17 protein-coding genes are annotated in these 18,477 nt (G+C 53.8%); 4 read left to right on the top strand and 13 right to left on the bottom strand.

The features are described 5' to 3' along the window. Positions 1-73: 73 nt before the first annotated feature. Positions 74-1,480, bottom strand: coding sequence for a replicative DNA helicase (dnaB, locus tag WFP70_RS17055; protein WP_034826934.1), 1,407 nt, complete (start codon positions 1,478-1,480; stop codon positions 74-76). Positions 1,481-1,553: 73 nt separating this feature from the next. Here dnaB and WFP70_RS17050 point away from each other — a divergent pair, with 73 nt between their 5' ends. After that, a complete protein-coding gene (locus WFP70_RS17050; RefSeq protein WP_038643631.1) occupies positions 1,554-2,537 on the top strand; it encodes a quinone oxidoreductase in 984 nt (327 codons plus the stop codon). A 185-nt stretch (positions 2,538-2,722) separates the two neighbouring features. Here WFP70_RS17050 and pspG read toward each other — a convergent pair whose 3' ends face one another. From pspG to WFP70_RS17020, 6 genes are all read right to left on the bottom strand, one after another. Then, positions 2,723-2,989 carry an envelope stress response protein PspG gene (gene pspG, locus WFP70_RS17045; RefSeq protein WP_337023901.1) on the bottom strand — a complete coding sequence of 89 codons (267 nt, stop codon included), beginning with the start codon at positions 2,987-2,989 and terminating at the stop codon, positions 2,723-2,725. Positions 2,990-3,372: 383 nt separating this feature from the next. Further along, on the bottom strand, positions 3,373-4,368 hold the full coding sequence (dusA, locus tag WFP70_RS17040; protein WP_160868417.1) for a tRNA dihydrouridine(20/20a) synthase DusA: 996 nt from the start codon (positions 4,366-4,368) through the stop codon (positions 3,373-3,375). A 91-nt stretch (positions 4,369-4,459) separates the two neighbouring features. Then, positions 4,460-5,785: an MFS transporter gene (locus WFP70_RS17035; protein ID WP_058960074.1), complete on the bottom strand. Its 1,326-nt coding sequence runs from the start codon at positions 5,783-5,785 to the stop codon at positions 4,460-4,462. A gap of 48 nt (positions 5,786-5,833) precedes the next feature. Further along, the gene (locus tag WFP70_RS17030) at positions 5,834-6,715 is read right to left on the bottom strand and encodes an NAD(P)-dependent oxidoreductase (protein WP_442956355.1); all 882 of its coding nucleotides are present in this window, start codon (positions 6,713-6,715) and stop codon (positions 5,834-5,836) included. Further along, positions 6,712-7,716: a transketolase family protein gene (locus WFP70_RS17025; protein WP_442956354.1), complete on the bottom strand. Its 1,005-nt coding sequence runs from the start codon at positions 7,714-7,716 to the stop codon at positions 6,712-6,714. The genes WFP70_RS17030 and WFP70_RS17025 overlap by 4 nt, the downstream gene beginning before the upstream one ends. Further along, the gene (locus tag WFP70_RS17020; protein ID WP_058960071.1) at positions 7,713-8,573 is read right to left on the bottom strand and encodes a transketolase; all 861 of its coding nucleotides are present in this window, start codon (positions 8,571-8,573) and stop codon (positions 7,713-7,715) included. Before WFP70_RS17020 ends, WFP70_RS17025 begins: the two co-directional genes overlap by 4 nt. A 183-nt stretch (positions 8,574-8,756) precedes the next feature. On the opposite strand from WFP70_RS17020, the gene WFP70_RS17015 reads away from it, so the two are divergent. Beyond that, positions 8,757-9,650 (top strand): LysR substrate-binding domain-containing protein, encoded by an 894-nt coding sequence (locus tag WFP70_RS17015; protein WP_337023899.1) that lies wholly within the window; start codon positions 8,757-8,759, stop codon positions 9,648-9,650. 119 nt (positions 9,651-9,769) lie between these two features. Here the strand turns inward: WFP70_RS17015 and traF are convergent, their stop codons facing one another. Then, entirely contained in the window at positions 9,770-11,020 is a 1,251-nt protein-coding gene (gene traF, locus WFP70_RS17010; RefSeq protein ID WP_337023898.1) for a conjugal transfer protein TraF, read from the bottom strand. A gap of 452 nt (positions 11,021-11,472) precedes the next feature. Here traF and zur point away from each other — a divergent pair, with 452 nt between their 5' ends. Next, on the top strand, positions 11,473-11,994 hold the full coding sequence (gene zur / locus WFP70_RS17005; protein ID WP_337023897.1) for a zinc uptake transcriptional repressor Zur: 522 nt from the start codon (positions 11,473-11,475) through the stop codon (positions 11,992-11,994). 65 nt (positions 11,995-12,059) lie between these two features. On the opposite strand, the gene WFP70_RS17000 is transcribed toward zur, so the two are convergent. From WFP70_RS17000 to WFP70_RS16985, 4 genes are all read right to left on the bottom strand, one after another. Next, positions 12,060-12,272 carry a CsbD family protein gene (locus WFP70_RS17000; protein ID WP_034826959.1) on the bottom strand — a complete coding sequence of 71 codons (213 nt, stop codon included), beginning with the start codon at positions 12,270-12,272 and terminating at the stop codon, positions 12,060-12,062. A 164-nt stretch (positions 12,273-12,436) separates the two neighbouring features. Then, complete coding sequence (dinF, locus tag WFP70_RS16995; RefSeq protein ID WP_337023896.1) at positions 12,437-13,759, bottom strand: MATE family efflux transporter DinF; 1,323 nt, start codon at positions 13,757-13,759, stop codon at positions 12,437-12,439. Between the two features lie 126 nt (positions 13,760-13,885). After that, the gene (gene lexA, locus WFP70_RS16990) at positions 13,886-14,500 is read right to left on the bottom strand and encodes a transcriptional repressor LexA (RefSeq protein ID WP_034826962.1); all 615 of its coding nucleotides are present in this window, start codon (positions 14,498-14,500) and stop codon (positions 13,886-13,888) included. 105 nt (positions 14,501-14,605) lie between these two features. Continuing rightward, positions 14,606-14,974: a diacylglycerol kinase gene (locus WFP70_RS16985; RefSeq protein ID WP_337023895.1), complete on the bottom strand. Its 369-nt coding sequence runs from the start codon at positions 14,972-14,974 to the stop codon at positions 14,606-14,608. Positions 14,975-15,101: 127 nt separating this feature from the next. Here WFP70_RS16985 and plsB point away from each other — a divergent pair, with 127 nt between their 5' ends. Continuing rightward, complete coding sequence (gene plsB, locus WFP70_RS16980; RefSeq protein ID WP_058960067.1) at positions 15,102-17,525, top strand: glycerol-3-phosphate 1-O-acyltransferase PlsB; 2,424 nt, start codon at positions 15,102-15,104, stop codon at positions 17,523-17,525. Between the two features lie 63 nt (positions 17,526-17,588). Here the strand turns inward: plsB and ubiA are convergent, their stop codons facing one another. Continuing rightward, entirely contained in the window at positions 17,589-18,455 is an 867-nt protein-coding gene (ubiA, locus tag WFP70_RS16975) for a 4-hydroxybenzoate octaprenyltransferase (RefSeq protein ID WP_337023911.1), read from the bottom strand. Positions 18,456-18,477: the final 22 nt, after the last annotated feature.

Here is an 18,477-nt window from a genome sequence, read left to right as displayed (position 1 = left end):
AAGGTTGTCCAACACTATTTTCTGATGACGTGAAATGCATGCACAAATCGTGCATGCATCTCGTTGGAAAGGATTATTCGTCGTCGTAAGACGGCCCTGCGTAGTTATCAAAACGCGACCACTGGCCATTGAAGGTCAATCGTACTGTGCCGATAGGGCCGTTACGCTGCTTACCGAGGATGATCTCGGCGATCCCTTTAAGATCGCTGTTTTCGTGATACACCTCATCGCGATAGATGAACATAATCAAGTCAGCATCCTGCTCGATCGAACCCGATTCACGCAGATCCGAGTTCACCGGACGTTTATCGGCGCGCTGCTCCAGTGAGCGGTTAAGCTGCGACAGCGCCACCACCGGAACATTCAGCTCTTTCGCCAAAGCCTTGAGCGAGCGCGAGATCTCTGCGATCTCCAGCGTACGGTTGTCCGATAGCGCCGGCACGCGCATCAACTGGAGATAGTCGATCATGATCAGGCTTAAACCGCCATTCTCACGAAACACGCGGCGCGCGCGCGAACGCACTTCCGTGGGCGTCAGACCAGAAGAATCATCGATAAACATGTTCTTCTTCTCAAGCAGGATGCCCATGGTGGCAGAGATGCGCGCCCAATCTTCGTCTTCCAGCTGGCCGGTACGAATGCGCGTCTGGTCCACGCGCGACAATGACGCCAGCATACGCATCATTAGCTGTTCGCTGGGCATCTCCAGACTGAAAATCAGCACCGGTTTGTCTTGTAGCATCGCGGCGTTTTCGCACAGGTTCATGGCGAAAGTGGTTTTACCCATCGACGGACGCGCCGCCACGATGATCAAATCTGAACCCTGCAAACCGGCGGTCTTTTTGTTGAGATCCTGATAGCCGGTATCCACTCCGGTGACACCATCGTGCGGGGTCGACACCAGCGCTTCAATACGCGATACCGTGGCTTCCAGAATTTGCTCAATGTTCTGCGGGCCTTCTGCTTTATTGGCGCGCTGTTCAGCAATCTTAAAGACGTTGGATTCTGCGAAATCGAGCAAATCTTCACTGCTGCGCCCCTGCGGATCGTAACCGGCATCAGCAATTTGGTTCGCGACCGAGATCATTTGGCGCACAACGGCACGTTCACGCACGATATCCGCATAAGCGCCTATGTTCGCCGCACTTGGCGTGTTTTTCGCCAGCTCTGCCAGATAAGCAAAGCCACCGGCCATCTCCAGCTCGCCCAGTGTTTCCAGCGATTCAGAGAGCGTAATAAGGTCAATCGGCTGGCCCATTTCCAGCAGACGCTGCATCTCAGAGAAGATCATGCGGTGCGAACGGTTGAAGAAATCATCCGCCACCACGCGCTCGGAGACGTTATCCCAGCGTTCGTTATCCAGCATCAACCCACCGAGCACCGACTGCTCCGCTTCAATAGAGTGCGGCGGCATTTTCACGCCTTCCAGCTGACGATCGCGGGGTTCGTTGGATTTGTTGGTGGGTTTATTTCCTGCCATAGTGAATGCATTACCGATCGTGAAAGGGACGCGCAAGTATACCGTCCCAGGATGAACAATCACAGGAGTCAGAATGGCAAAGCGTATTCAGTTCAACCAACACGGTGGCCCGGAGGTACTGCAATGGGTCGATTTTGAGCTGGCCGATCCCGCCGAACATGAGGTTCAGGTCGAAAACAAGGCGATTGGCATCAACTATATCGACACCTATGTGCGTAGCGGGCTCTATCCGGTGGCAGCTTTCCCGTCCGGACTGGGCACTGAAGCCGCTGGCGTGGTGAAACGCGTTGGCTCAGGCGTGACGCGCTTTAAGCCCGGCGACCGCGTGGTCTATTGTCAGGCTGCGCTGGGTGCCTATAGCGAAATGCATAACGTGGCGGAAGAGCGCCTGGTGATCCTGCCGGAGAGCATTAGCTTTGAACAAGGTGCTGCCTCGTTTTTGAAAGGCTTAACCGTACAGTATTTGCTGCGTCAGACCTACAAAGTGAAAGCCGATGAAATCTTCCTGTTCCATGCCGCAGCGGGCGGCGTGGGACTGATTGCCTGTCAGTGGGCTAAAGCGCTGGGCGCGCATCTGATTGGTACCGTGGGCTCCGCCGAAAAAGCGCAGATTGCAAAAAATGCCGGTGCCTGGGCGACCATTAACTATCGCGAGGAGAATATCGCTCAGCGCGTCAGTGAATTGACTGACGGTGAAAAGGTCGCGGTGGTGTATGACTCGGTGGGGAAAGACACCTGGGAGCCTTCTCTCGATAGCCTGCGTCGTCATGGCTTAATGGTGAGTTTTGGTAATGCCTCGGGCCCCGTCACCGGCGTTGATCTTGGGATTCTGAACAAGAAAGGTTCGCTGTTTGTCACACGCCCTTCGCTATTTGGTTACATTACCAATCGTCAGGAACTGGATAATGCCAGCAACGAGTTGTTCTCGTTAATTGCCAGTCGTGCGATTCAGCTGAAGGTACCAGAAGAGCAGAAATTTGCCTTGAGCGATGCGGTGCGCGCGCATCAGGTTCTTGAGAGCCGCGCCACGCAAGGTTCCAGCTTGCTGATTCCCTAAAAAGTTAAGGGCTTCCCGAAGGAAGCCCTTTTTTCTTTCTTTTTATAGTTCGCGCTGGTGTAGGGTCAGCGGCGATGAATTCGTTTTGAATTACTTTACGCATCCTGACAGAAAACATAAGTAAAAAATATGTTTAATTGCAGATTCGTACTAAGCAATTACCGACTCTGTGATCGCTCCCGCATTTAGCGCCAACCACGACGCTCTAACTTACTGATTTTTCTTTTCAGTCTGTTCAATTTCACTTCACCGCTCGGTGTCGTAAAGGCGCGATAAAGCCACACGGCTACCACCGCCAACACCAGCCACGGTAACGACTTGATAATAAGCGCGAATAACCCGCCGAGGAACATCACAACGGTGGCAACAACCAATGCAGCGATAACGCCCAGCAGTGAAACGCCAGTCAGCAACAGCATCAGAAAAAAGCCGATAACAAATAAAATTTCCACGAAGGCTCTCCTGTGTAAGTAACACAGAATGTATTACAAGATACGTGCCAATATAGGCATACGGTTAATACATTGAAAAATAAGATGTTATATTCAGAGGAGGTATTTCAGCAGTGATGAAATTCACTAATTATTGGTGCATTTTAAACCGTATTAACGGCAGCGATGCTCCTCTGAAGGGACAGAAATGGCCCGTCAGAAAAGCAAAGCTTCCGCGCCAGAGACAAATACGCTGAGAGCGTTTTCAGCCATGCGCAGCATCGGGCCGTTTCCCAAAAATGGGGCGAATGTTCGCGCGGCAGATCGGCACAGAGGTGCTTTCCCTGGCGTTCGGACTGCCCTTTTATGGCCGGGCACACCGGCCCACCGCAACTCACCTACAATCAGGCTTCCTGTGGAATCTTATCCGCGACCAGCGCCAGTGCCGCTTCCAGCACCCGTACATCGGCACCCGGCTTATGGGCATTCTCACTTAAATGACGACGCCACTGGCGCGCACCAGGAATGCCCTGGAACAGGCCCAGCATATGGCGTGTAACGTGCCCCAGATAGGTGCCTTTGCTCAGCTCCGCTTCGATGTAAGGGTACATCGCACGCACCACCGCGACCGGATCGACAGACGGCGTATCGCGGCCAAACAGTTCACGATCCACTTGCGCCAGGATGCCGGGGTTCTGATACGCTTCACGGCCCATCATCACACCATCCATATGCTGCAAATGCGTTTTCGCCTCTTCCAGCGTCTTGATGCCGCCGTTAATCGCCATGGTCAGCGCCGGAAAATCACGCTTCAGCTGATAGACACGCGGATAATCCAGCGGCGGAATCTCACGGTTCTCTTTCGGGCTTAAACCAGAAAGCCATGCCTTACGCGCATGGATAATAAAGGTATCGCAGTTGCCCTTATTGGCCACCGTACCAATGAAATCACACAGAAATGCGTAGCTGTCCTGCTCATCAATTCCGATACGGGTTTTCACCGTCACCGGAATACTGACCACATCGCGCATCGCTTTAATGCAATCTGCGACCAGCGCGGCGTCAGCCATCAGACAGGCACCAAAGCGCCCATTCTGCACGCGATCGGATGGGCAACCGACGTTAAGGTTAATCTCGTCGTAACCGCGCGCTTCCGCCAGCTTCGCACATTGCGCCAGGGCTGCCGGATCGCTGCCGCCCAACTGCAGCGCCAGCGGATGCTCCTCTTCGCTGTAAGCCAGATAATCGCCTTTGCCGTGAATAATGGCGCCCGTGGTCACCATTTCGGTATACAGCAGCGTATCGCCGCTCAGCTTACGGTGAAAATAACGGCAGTGGCGATCGGTCCAGTCCAGCATCGGAGCGATAGAAAAACGTTGCGAAGAGAAAGTATCGGTCATGAAACGCAGTAAATCCGGAGTTAGTGAGTGACGAGAAACTGCGCAATGATACCACAGCAATAATGGGCGACACAGCCGCCCGTTATTTCACTCACACCGTCGGGGCTGTTGAGGTTGATGAGGCTGGCAGAGAGGGCTCGCCCACTTTCACCGGCGCGGTTTCCCGTGTGTTGAAGGCGACCCAGGTTGAAATGACACCCAGTAACGAGAACATCACCGCCGGTCCGATCCAGCCGACCATGCCGTACACGCCTGTTGCGATGAACGGTAACAGCCCCGCCACTACGGACGCGCCGTTGTAGCCCAATGAAATACCCGAGGAGCGGACGTTAGCCGGAAACTGCTCGGAGAACCAACTCGACTCCACCGCAAAAATCGGGTCATGGCTAAAGAGCAGAGACATAGCGACAGCGACAATCACCATCATCACTGCACCGGTGTTGATCAGCATAAACATAGGAATGCCAAACAGAATGGTGAAGATGGCGCCAATCAGGAATATTGGGCGACGTCCCACCTTATCACTTAGCGCGCCATACAGCAGATGGCTGCCGAGCCCCAGCGCTGAACCAATCAACGTGCCCCATAACACATGGCGCGTATCTGTGATTTCCGCCAGCACCACATAGGACAACATAAAACTGGTCGTGATGTAGTAGCCACCCGTCTCTGCCAGGCGTAGCCCCATAATTTTGACGATGGTGCGCCAGTCGCGACGAATCACTTCCAGCGCGGGCTGTTGCACAATCTGCTTATCTGCTTTGGCTTTCTCGAATTCCGGCGATTCCGCGACCTGCATTCGGATAAAGATGCCAATGGCCACCATCACAAACGAGATCAGGAACGGCATGCGCCACACCCAATCACCTTCAAACAGTGCCGCAGAGAGCAGGAAAGAGCCATTCGCCAGCAGCAGGCCGAGTGGTATCCCGAGTTGCGGTACTGCACCATAGAAACCGCGCTTTTTCACGGGCGCATGCTCAAATGCCATTAACACCGCGCCGCCCCACTCTGCGCCGAATCCGATCCCCTGGATCATGCGTAATAAGATCAACAAGATCGGTGCCAGCACCCCAGCCTGCTCATAGGTTGGCAACGCACCGATCAATACGGTGGCACCGCCCATGGCCAGTAATGACCAGAACAGCACGGTTTTTCGGCCATAGCGATCGCCGAAATGACCGGCGAGGTAACCGCCAAACGGGCGCATCAGGAAGCCGACCGCTAAAGTGGCGAATGCCGCCAGAATGCCGACGATAGGCTCTTGCGTGTGGAAAAAGATCTTACCAAACCAGGCTGCAGCGGCGGTGCCGTAGATAAAGAAATCATAGCTCTCCACCGCTGAGCCAATCATTGAGGCGAAAGAGACTTTCGCCGCATTGTCGCGGGTGTTTGCAGGTACAGAAGTCGTGTTCATGTGTTACCCCGGTATTATCGTATTTTTCGGGCAGCAGTGATGGAGCGGTTAATTTGCAGGTTTGCTCCAGGTCTCGATCACTCTGCTGTCATCACGTTGCCCCAATCCGGCTTCTGCTGCCGCCAGATAACGAGCATGAGCGACCTGTAACAGCGGAACCTCAGCGTGGCAGGCGGTCGCCGCCTCTGCCACTAACCCGCTATCTTTGACAAAGATGTTGATGGCGCTGGAGACCGGGACATCTGTCCCCTCCAGCATGCGCGGACCACGATCTGACAACATCCACGATCCCGCCGCGCCGCGCTCGACCAGTTTCAATACCTGAGCGGGTGCTAACCCCAGCGACTTTGCCAGACTTAGCGCCTCCGCGGCTGCCACAATATGCACCGAGCAAAGGTGCTGATTGATCACCTTGATCCCCTGCCCCTCGCCAACCTCGTCACCCACTATCGACACCGATCCCATGGTTTTGAGTACTGGCTCAACAAAGGCAATGGCGGCAGATGCGGCGGAAGCAAAAATCACTAACTCACCGGTGCTGGCGCGGGCGGTTCCGCCCGTGACCGGTGCATCCACGACCTGCGCACCGGCAGCAATCAGTGAAGAAGCCGCCTCACGTACCGCCTGCGGCCCGACAGTGGACATGATGACCCAGTGCTGACCAGCCACCTGCGGCAGCGCTTCCGCCACCAGCGCCTGCAGCTGTTGTGGCGTGGCGACCATCACCACCACTACATCCGCTTCAGGTGCTTCTGCAATGCGACTAACCGCTTCAATTCCCTGCGCCTGAGCACGCTGGCGCGACGCTTCAAACACATCCACTCCGATTACCGCATGCCCTGCACGCTGAATCTGGCAAGCCATAGGAACACCAATTGCCCCGGTGCCGACAAATATCACCTTCATGCTGTTCTCCTTTCGCGCCGTTATGCCAGCCAGACGCGAATCGCGCTGACCATCGCGTCTGTGGAAATGCCGTAGCGGTCGTGCAAAGTGGGCAACGCGCCCGCATCCAGGAACTGATCGGGCAAGCCGATTTGACGAAACACGGGCATGACCTGCGCATGCATTAACGTGGTCGCCACCGCCTCACCCAAACCACCGACCACGCTATGGTTCTCAACCACCACCACTAAACGCCCGGCACGGCGGCACTGGGTGATAATGGTTTCAGTGTCCAGAGGCTTGATAGTCGGTACGTGCAATACCGCAACATCGACGTTATCGGCTGCCAGCGCTTTTGCTGTCTCCAGTGCTCGCATCGTCATAATCCCACTGGAAATCAGCAGCACATCACGGCCATCGCGCAGCAATTTGGCTTTGCCCAGTTCGAATTGATAATCGTATTCGTTCAGCACCAGCGGCACCTTACCGCGCAACAGACGCATATAAACCGGCCCCTGATGGTCAGCGATAGCGGCAACGGCTTGCTCCGTGTCCAGCGCATCACAAGGATCAACAATGGTCATGCCCGGAATACCCCGCATCAGCGCGATATCTTCAGTGGCCTGATGGCTTGGGCCGTAGCCGGTGGTTAACCCCGGCAGCGCAGCGCAGATTTTCACATTCAGCTGCTCTTCCGCGATCACCTGATGGATAAAGTCGTAGGCACGACGCGTGGCAAACACCGCATAGGTGGTCGCAAATGGCGTCATGCCCTCCTTCGCCATGCCACCGGCTGCGCCCATCAACAGCTGCTCCGCCATGCCCATCTGGAAATGACGCTCGGGGTAGGCCTGAGCAAAGATGTGCAAATCGGTGTATTTTGACAGGTCGGCAGTCAGCCCGACGATCTCCGGTCGGGTGGCTGCAGCTTTGACCAGCGCATGACCAAAGGGCGCGGCAACTGTGGCTTGTCCTTCTGCGGCAATTGAGGCAATCATCGCCGACGTTGTCAGGCGTGGCTTTTTCTCTGTGATGATGCTGCTCATTGCGTAGCCTCCTGAGCCTGATCGAGGATGGTGATGGCCTGTTGCCACTCGTCAGCATCCACACGAATAAAATGATTCTTTTCACGCGCTTCCAGGAATGGCACGCCTTTACCCATTAGCGTGTCCAGCAGAATGACGCGCGGCTTGGGTTCGCTTAACGCGCGTGCCCGATCAAATGCCTGCTTCACAGCAGCAATGTCATTGCCATCCACACGCTGCACATGCCAGCCAAATGCCTGCCACTTATCTGCCAGCGGTTCAAATCCCATGACTTTGCCAGAGGGGCCATCTGCCTGCTGCTGGTTGATATCCACCATGACGATCAAATTACTCAGTTGATGATGTGCCGCTCCCATCGCAGCTTCCCAGGTTGCCCCTTCATCCAGTTCGCCATCTGACATTGAGTTGTAAACAAAAGCCGGATTTCCTTTATGACGCAATGCCAATGCCATACCGACACCAATCGTCAGCCCCTGTCCGAGCGATCCGCCTGAAATTTCCATGCCTGGCGTGTAGGTCGCCATGCCCGACATCGGTAAGCGACTATCATCAGATCCATACGTTTCCAGCTCCTCCACAGGAATCACGCCCGCTTCAATCAACGCCGCATAAAGTGCAATCGCATAGTGGCCGTGGGAAAGCAGAAAACGGTCGCGGCCTTCCCATTCGGGTTCTTCCGCGCGGTAATTCATCGCATGGCACCATGCCACGGCCAGCATATCAGCCAGTCCCAGAGCCTGGCCGATATAGCCTTGCCCCTGTACTTCGCCCATTTGCAACGCGTAGCGACGAATACGATAAGCGTGCTGTGACAGCCGCTGTGTAAGGCTCAATTCCGGTTCTGCAAGAGTCGTCATATCTGTTCCTGAAAGAAGAGAAAATCAGCAGAGTTGGCAAGCAGAAGAGCGATCTGTCATGGTGAAAGCTGCAGCGGATTCACGTGCCATTTTCACCTGCTTGCCGTTTAGCAGCAGATTACTCAGCCCTGGCGCCTGCCGACAAAAGCAAAAAATGCATCAACTGTTGAATGGGATTCACAAATGACATTATTAAAAAAAGCCCCACTGTCGCTGTTGCGCGCGTTTGAAGCCGCAGGCCGCACAGGGGCATTTACCGCCGCAGCGCAAGAGTTAGATTTGTCGCCTAGCGCCATTAGTCATGCGATTCGTAAGCTGGAGGAGACGCTCGACACGCGCCTGTTTCAGCGCAGTACGCGCGAAATCATGCTAACCAAAGAAGGGGCAATCTTGCTGGAACATATCCAGCGGGGATTTGATGAGATGCAGCGTGGGCTTTCGCTCGTCACTGCTGATGAATCGCGGCCACTGCGTCTGCACACCGCGCCAAGCTTTGCCCATCAGTGGCTATTACCCCGCCTGGGAAGCTTTATTGCCGCACACCCACATATTGATCTGCGTCTTTCAGCCAGCACCGAATATGCGCGCTTTGAGCAGGATGACTATGATTTAGATATTGTTTATGGCGAGCCGCGTCCTTCGCCTTACGAGAAAATCCCGCTGGCCGTGGAGGAATTAACACCGCTTTGCTCACCAGAGATTGCCGCACGCATCCGCTGCCCGGAGGACCTCTATCACCAATCGTTGATTCAGTGCGATGTGCAACTCTACCAATGGAAGGGCTGGTTTGAAGCCAATCACCTGACGCCTCCGCGCCATTATGGTTTGCGCTTTGACCGCAGTTTTATGGCGATTGCCGCTGCCGTTGATGGTCTGGGAGTGGTGCTGGAATCCAAATTATTAGCAGAACGAGAGCTTGCCAGTGGGCGCTTAGTTTGTCCGCTGATTGAGACCACCCAGGAGATTCACTATATCGGCCATTACCTGGTGTTGCCACGGCATCAGCATCGCCACTTTGCGTTAGATAGCTTTAAAGATTGGCTACTTTCCCAGTTGAATCTGGCACAGCTTCGCTGATTGATAACGATCACAAATTCTGCGCCCAGGAATGAAACAGGCCGCCAATGGCGACCTGTTTTTGTGAGCATGTTCACGCCATTTCAGGGTGAATGTTAGCGTGATGTGAAATGACGCAATCAGAAGTTAAATCCGAGCTGCAGCATGCCGCCCCAGGTATTATCGTCACCCACTGAACCAGCAAGATCCAGATGCACCGTGTTGTTAAACGGTGAAACGCCCAGACCTGCGGTAAACACATTGGCATCATTTGATTTCATATCCGCACGATAACCCGCGCGCAGTGCTAACCAATCCAGCACGCGATACTCGGCACCCACTCCCGCATATTGGCTGCTTTCTTCCGATTTGAAACGCTTGGTTTGCGTCAAATCAACATCGCCTGCCAGGGTGAACGCGCCGTAGTTCCAGGCCAGACCTGACGTGACCAGCGGACGGATTTGATAGGTATCGCGGTAGCCTTCCACTGTTTTGGTGTCGATGTCGCGTGAGATCAGGTTCTGCCCTGTCACACCCAACGTCCAATGCTCACCAAAGTCGGTCGCGATGCCTGCATCAATATTGAAGCCGGTATCGGAACTGCGGTATTGGCTGTTGTTGATATTACTTTTATCAAAGTTATAAATACTGGCGGTGTAGTTATACAGCCAGGTTTTTTGCAGCTTTGGTGTCACGCCCACAGAAACCGGATGGCCAGCGACATCAAATTCATGTGCCAGTGCCACACCATAGTCCGTGACTAGTGCTGCCAGACCATGACCGCTCGAACTCAGTTTATCCTGATCGCCTGGCACGGGGATCACCGTGCCGTTAGCCACACCGCGCAGATAGGTAATATCGCTGTCCACAACGTTAGCCTGCACACTGGCCGTGCCGTAGGCTTTGGTAATAAAGGCAAAAGGCAGTGTTTCATTCGGTACAGTAACAGCAAAAGCGACACCCGCAGTACCGTGTGCTTTATCACCCTTTAAGTCATCCAGCTGATTAGCCATATCACCAGCCGCAGCCTTTAATTCCGGATAACCTCTTAAATAGTCGGCAAACGTCAGGTTGTCGATCACGTTTTTGTAGCGATCAACACTGTCCGTGATGTCATCAACTTTGTTAATTAATTTGTCTTTGTCGGTAACCTGCACACCGGCTGAAGGGAATATGACGCTGACGTTATCTTCAGGTTTGGCTTTGGTCATCAATGCCGGGTTAGCCAGCACCGCTGAATTCCAGGTTGACGAAGCGACGCCGGTGCCACCCATGGCATCGTTACGCGCGTCATACCATGTACCTGCTGCCAGAGCTGAAGAAGAAAGAAATACTGCATTCAAACCAACAAGATAAGCTACTTTTTTGTGCCTGAATAATGTCTTCACCATGAGCCTGCCATCACCTTTGAAATGTCGCTGAATAACTCAGAAACGAAACAGTTTAGTTAGCCGCTATTCTGAACCCTGGCTAACGCATCATTGCTGTGAATTAAAAGGAAATAGCATTGCTGTTCGCAGAATTGGATACAACCACACCATTCTGCTGTTTAGTTATGCAGAAAAATGAACAAAGCCTAAATTGATGCCAGATATTACTTAAGACCTTTTGAACCTTAGACGCTAACCCGGTGAGTTGCAAAGCAAAAATAGCGTGATAATTACGCTATATGACTGATCTCATAGAGGGTCTGAAATGAGCAGTTTTATCAGCACAACAGGAAGGTTAAGTTAATTTATTGATTAGCGGGATTTTTCCAGGTCTTTAACAGGGTAAAAAGCAATCACAGCAGGGTAAAAGTTTGTGTGATAAAATAACATCGCCTGCAACCTGGAGAACACTTATGTCAAACCTCACGCCCGCACAACTGCTTACTCAGGCAGAATCCCTTTGCCTTGACCGCGGCGTGCGCCTGACCACTCAACGCGCTGAAGTGTTGCGTTTAATGGCTGAGCAGAATGGTTCGATCAGTGCTTACGATCTGCTGGATCAACTTCGCATCAGCGAGCCGCAGGCTAAACCTCCGACCATTTACCGCGCGTTGGATTTTCTGCTGGAGCAGGGTTTTATTCATCGTGTCGAATCAAATAACAGTTATGTGGTTTGCCACCATTTCGACGAGCCTGCGCATACTTCGGTGATGCTGGTGTGTGATGGTTGTGCGGCAGTCAGTGAAAAACACGCACAGGGCGTAGAAAAGATTATTTCGGGATTGGCCGATCAGGCCGGTTTCTCATTGCGCCACACGGTTATTGAAGCCCATGGTTTGTGTGAGAACTGCGCAGAAGTCGCAGCGTGTAATCATCACGATAGCTGCGATCACGATCATGAGATTGATACGAAAAAGAAAGTGAGAAAAGGGTGAGTGGCACTTCCTTGTGCCTTGCCGACGGGTGATCGGCGGGGTAGGAGCATCTTCCTTAATTCCGGTTACCAGCGGTAATCTTTATTGTGACTTTCCCAGTCTTTCACTTCGCTTTCGGCCTGGTCTTTCGCGTAGCCGTAGCGTTCCTGAATTTTACCGACAAGCTGATCGCGCTTACCTTCGATGACCGTCATATCGTCATCCGTCAGCTTGCCCCACTTCTCTTTCATTTTCCCTTTAAACTGCTTCCAGTTACCGCTCGCTTCGTCTTTGTTCATCATAATCCTCCACATCATCCTGAGTGAGATGCGATGATCTCCTGATAAATCAGGTAATCACCCACACAACGCGCTACTCAATTGCGCCGTTTGAGATAATTATAGTAGCCAGATAGGATTACGCAAAAAAATACAGAATAATCTGTAGGTTACGCTTCGCTTATTCAAACAGTGAACCAGCTGTCGTGTCGCCAGTGGCGTCGCCACATCCACCAGAGCGTCAAGCCACGCAAGGCAAGAAACACCGTCACCGCCAGCCATAAGCCGTGATTGCCGAGCCACGGGAGTGTCAGTAAGGCAAGCCCATAACCCACTGCCGCCATCACCATGCTGTTGCGCATTTCGCGCCCGCGCGTGGCGCCGATAAACATACCGTCCAGCAGATAACACCAGACACCGATCAGCGGCAGAATCACCTGCCAGCCAAGATAGCGATCGGCCATCTCTCGCAGTGGCTCAAGCGAGGTGAGCAACGCCACAATTTGGGGGCCGGTTATCGCATAGATGGCTGCGAACGCCAGGGCAACGATACCAGCCTGACGGCAGGCAGCATGCCAAATCAGTAATAAGCGACTGCGATCTCGCGCCCCCACCGCTTCACCGGAGCAGGCCTCCACGGCATAGGCAAAACCATCCAGCGCATAGGCCGTAAACGTCAGGAACATCAGCAGTACGGCATTCACCGCAACAACATCTGGCCCTAAACGCGCGCCCAGCAAGGTGAGTGACGCGAAACAGATTTGCACCATCAGCGAACGCAGCATGATGTCGCGGTTGAGCCGGAACAGGCGTGCCGCATCACCACGCCAACTCTGTTTTAGCAGATTGAAAGAAATGCCACGCAACTTAAGCACACGTACCACCATCCATAACCCCACACCCAGCGTGACGTACTCTGCCACCGCCGTTGCCGCCGCCGCACCTGCAACGCCCCAGTGAAGCTTCAGCACAAACAGGAGATCGAGCAGGATATTCACCAGGTTACCGACAATGAGCAGCACCATCGGCGCTCGCGCATATTGCACGCCAAGCAACCAGCCCAAAATCACCAGATTGGCTAAGGTCGCCGGTGCGCTAAGCCAGCGAATGTTGATAAAAATTTGTGCCTGGTGTTGCACTTCCGGGCTGCCGCCCATTAATGAGGCTGCGATCAAACTGAAGGGCGCGCGCAGTAATAAAAACAGCACGCCCGCCACCAGGGCGATCAGCAGAGGTTGCGTCAACGCCCGCGCTAAGGCGGTTTTATCGTTCGCGCCAAACGCCTGCGCAGTCAAACCCGTGGTGCTCATGCGCAGGAACAACAGCAACATAAAGATGAAACTGGTCGCCGTTGCACCTACCGCCACGCCACCGAGGTAAATGGGGCTATCGAGATGGCCAATCACTGCCGTATCGACGACACCGAGCAGAGGAACGGTAATATTGGAGAGAATCATCGGCAGCGCCAGCCGCCACAATGCTTTATCTGAAGAGGAAAACAGCCGCATTCGCCCGTTCCATTGTTGCGCTGGTCAATAGGACCATTAACCGACAATCAGCCTGAGGAGGAAAATCAATGTATCAGACTGCGGTCAGCACAGCGACCAACCGCAGCGGGGGAATTCAATGAGAGATTACAGCCATTCGCCGTTACGTACGATGCCCACAGCCAAACCTTCAACGGTCAGAGCCTGCTCACGGGTATCGACCACAATCGGCTGGAATTCGGTGTTTTCTGGCAGCAAATGCACAATGGCACCCTGCTTTTTCCAGCGTTTGACGGTCACTTCATCATCAATGCGCGCCACCACAACCTGACCATTACGGACTTCCTGGGTTTTATGCACGGCAAGCAAGTCGCCGTCCATAATCCCGATGTCTTTCATCGACATACCACTCACCCGCAGCAGAAAATCGGCGGTAGGTTTAAACAGATTGGCATCAACCTGATAGTGCGCTTCGATGTGCTCTTGCGCCAGCAGCGGCTCACCGGCGGCCACGCGACCGATCAGCGGCAACCCTTCGGAGACTTCTTCTTCCATTAGCAGGCGGATGCCGCGAGATGCGCCGGATACAATCTCGATGACGCCTTTACGCGCCAGTGCTTTCAGATGTTCTTCCGCAGCATTGGGCGAGCGAAAACCCAGTTGCGCAGCAATTTCCGCACGCGTTGGCGGCATGCCGGTCTGGTTAATGTGGTCGCGAATCAGATCATAGACCTGTTGCTGCCTGGTGGTTAACGCTTTCATCCCGCCCCCTGGTTGTTTATACAGTCGCTGTGAGTATATACAGGTATTGGCGAAATGAAAACCAAAACAGAGGTAAAAATCAGCGGTTTGAAGATTCTGGAATACCTATCGCAAATGCGACCAGAGCAGTGCGATCCAGATAAACAGAGCCAGTAAGATAGCCAGCAACACCGCCGCTGAGCCCATATCTTTTGCTCGTCCGGCTAAAGGATGGCGCTCTTGCCCAATGCGGTCCACCACCGCTTCAATGGCGCTATTCAGGATTTCAACAATGATTACCAACACCACGGAGCCAATCATCAGCACACGGGAAATCGCATCAACATCCAGCCAGCAGGCCACCACAATCGCCACCAGTGCAGCAATGGCTTCCTGACGAAATGCGGCTTCATGTTTCCAGGCGGCGCGCAAGCCCTGCCAGGAATAACCGGCTGCATTCACTATTCTTTGAATACCGGTGACGTTATTTGCCATGGTTTGGAACCCTTGATGTGATTTGGCGTCAATATGTGGGCTATCTGAGGTCGTGTAAGCCACAGATCTTCGTTGCACTTTCTGGTATGCTTGCCGCGCTTTGCTAACAAGAGGCTTTAAGTTGTCTATGTCAGGTTGGCGTAAACTTTATTACAAACTATTGAATTTACCACTCTCTTTTTTGGTAAAGAGTAAGGTCATTCCGACCGATCCTGTCTCAGAACACGGGATCGATCCTACTCGTCCAGTGATGTATGTTTTGCCTTATGATTCAAAGGCTGACCTGCTCACTCTTCGGGCACAGTGCCTGAAACATGATCTGCCCGATCCGCTGGCTCCGCTGGAGATCGACGGCACGCTACTGCCGCGTCACGTGTTTATTCATGATGGCCCACGCGTATTCCCCTATTTCGTTGCCAATCCTGAATCCGTGAAGCTATTCCACGACTACCTCGATTTGCACCGCAGTAACCCGGATCTCGACGTTCAGATGTTACCGGTTGCGGTGATGTTTGGTCGTGCGCCGGGACGCGAAATCCAGGGAGAAGATACGCCACATCTGCGCATCCTTAATGGTGTAGAGAAATTCTTCGCCATTCTGTGGCACGGGCGTGACAGCTTTGTGCGCTTCTCACCGACCGTCTCCCTGCGCCAGATGGCGACGGAGCACGGTACGGATAAGTCGATTGCCCAGAAGCTGGCACGCGTGGCTCGCATTCACTTCGCGCGTCAGCGCCTGGCTGCTGTAGGCCCACGTCTGCCTGCGCGTCAGGATCTGTTCAACAAGCTGCTGCAATCCAAAGCGATTGAAAAAGCGGTTGAAGATGAAGCGCGTAGCAAAAAAATCTCGCACGAGAAAGCCCAACAGAATGCTGTTGAGATGATGGAAGAGGTCGCAGCGAACTTCTCGTATGAGGCCATTCGCGTCACAGACCGCGTCATGGGCTGGCTGTGGAGCCGCCTTTATCAGGGCATCAACGTCAACGGTGGCGAGCGAGTCCGTCAGCTGGCGCAAGATGGCCATGAGATTGTGTATGTGCCCTGCCATCGCAGTCACATGGACTATCTGCTGCTCTCTTACGTGCTCTACCATCAGGGGCTGGTGCCGCCACACATCGCGGCCGGTATCAACCTGAACTTCTGGCCAGCAGGTCCGATTTTCCGTCGTCTGGGTGCTTTCTTTATTCGCCGTACCTTCAAGGGCAACAAACTCTATTCCACGGTGTTCCGTGAATATCTGGGCGAGTTGTTCAGCCGCGGATATTCAGTCGAGTATTTCGTTGAAGGCGGGCGCTCGCGCACGGGCCGACTGCTGGATCCTAAAACCGGCACGCTGTCGATGACCTTGCAAGCCATGTTGCGCGGCGGTAGCCGTCCGATTACGTTTGTTCCGATCTACATCGGCTATGAACACGTCATGGAAGTGGGTACTTACGCCAAAGAGTTACGTGGCGCGGCCAAAGAGAAAGAGAGTTTCCTGCAGATGGTGCGCGGGTTACGTAAACTGCGCAATCTTGGCCAGGGCTACGTTAACTTCGGCGAACCCCTGCCGTTGATGAACTATCTGAACAAAAACGTGCCGGAATGGCGTGATGCGATCGATCCGATTGAACCACAACGCCCGGCATGGATGACGCCGACCGTAAATGATATTGCGGCACGTCTGATGGTGCGTATTAACGAAGCCGGTGCCGCCAACGCCATGAACCTGTGCGTCACCGCGCTGCTGGCTTCTCGTCAGCGTTCCCTGACGCGTGAGCAGTTGATTGAGCAACTGGAATGCTACACCCAGCTGCTGCGTAACGTGCCTTATTCACCGGAAGCGACTGTGCCGGAGATGAGTGCTGAAGCGCTGCTTGATCACGCCATGGGCATGAACAAGTTCGAGACGGAACAAGACAGCATTGGCGATATCATCATTCTGCCGCGCGAGCAGGCCGTCCTGATGACCTACTACCGCAACAACATCCACCACATGCTGGTCATGCCATCGCTGATTGCCGCTATTGTGCAGCAGCATCGTGAGATCAGTGAGGCGGAGCTGCTGCGTCAGGTGAGTCTGGTTTACCCGATGCTGAAGAGTGAGCTGTTCCTGCGCTGGGATAACGCAGAGCTGCCAGGCGTGCTGAATGCCCTCTGTGCTGAGATGGCGCGACAAGGCCTGATTACCGAGCATGATGGGCAGTTACGCATGAATCCGGCCCGCCATCGTTCATTGCAACTGCTGGCTGCCGGTATCCGTGAAACGCTGCAGCGTTTTGCCATCACCTTCGCCATTCTGAGTGCCAAGCCGACGATTAACCGCGGCACGCTGGAGAAAGAGAGCCGCACGCTGGCGCAGCGTTTGTCAGTGTTGCATGGCATTAACGCGCCAGAGTTCTTCGACAAAGCGGTGTTTACCGCGCTGGTGCTGTCACTGCGTGATGAAGGCTACATCAGTGATTCAGGCGATGCCGATGCGGAACGCACCCACATTATGTGGCAGATGCTGGCAGAGCTGGTGACCAGTGATGTCCGTCTCACCATTGAAAGTGCTGTAGCCCACGAATAACGTCGGGCATAAAAAACAGAAAGGCGACCCTCAACGGGTCGCCTTTTTTATGGCAGCAACCCCTTAAAACAGGTTAATAAACGGCTGAGTATTGAGAAGTACGCCGATAAACAGCACCAGACCAACGTAGTTATTATTCAGAAAGGCCTGGAAGCAAGGATCGCGTTCACGTTGAGCAATCAGCTTTTGTTGATACACAAAGAAGCCGCCCGCCACCAGCAATGACCAGTAAAACGCCCCGTTCAGATGCAACATCAATCCGACTAGCGCCATTAGCCCCAACGTGGCCAACTGCAATAAGCCGATGATCAACTTATCGAAACGACCGAACAGAATCGCTGTGGATTTCACGCCAATCTTCAGGTCGTCATCACGATCAACCATCGCATATTGCGTGTCGTAAGCCACCGTCCAGCAGATATTCGCGAAGAACACCAGCCAGCAAACAAGAGGTAAGGACTCACTAACCGCCGCCCAACCCATTGGAATCGCCCAGCCGAATGCCGCTCCCAATACCACCTGGGGTAAATGGGTGTAGCGCTTCATAAACGGATAGACCCACGCCAGTGCCAGGCCACCAAATGACAGCAAAATCGTCATACGGTTCATGGTCAGCACTAGCGCAAATGCCAGCAACCCGAGCACGACAAACAGGATTTTAGCCTCTTTCTCCGTCACCGCGCCGCTCGCCAGCGGACGCGATGCGGTCCGTTTGACATGACCATCCACCTTACGGTCCGCATAATCATTGATCACGCAACCCGCGGCACGCATCACAATGACGCCGAGCACAAATACCACCAGCACAGACAAAGGCGGCACCGCCATGCCTGATAACCACAGTGCCCACATGGTGGGCCACAGCAGCAACAGCGTGCCAATCGGTTTATCGATGCGCATCAGGCGCCGATAAGCCTGCCATTTGGTCATGGTTAAGGTTTTTTCCACAATC

Origin of the sequence: Pantoea sp. USMM079 (assembly GCF_037153115.1) — a bacterium.
In the GTDB taxonomy this organism is placed as follows: domain Bacteria; phylum Pseudomonadota; class Gammaproteobacteria; order Enterobacterales; family Enterobacteriaceae; genus Pantoea; species Pantoea communis.
The sequence above is the reverse complement of the archived record's forward strand: the minus strand, read 5'-3'. Positions and strand labels throughout refer to the sequence as shown.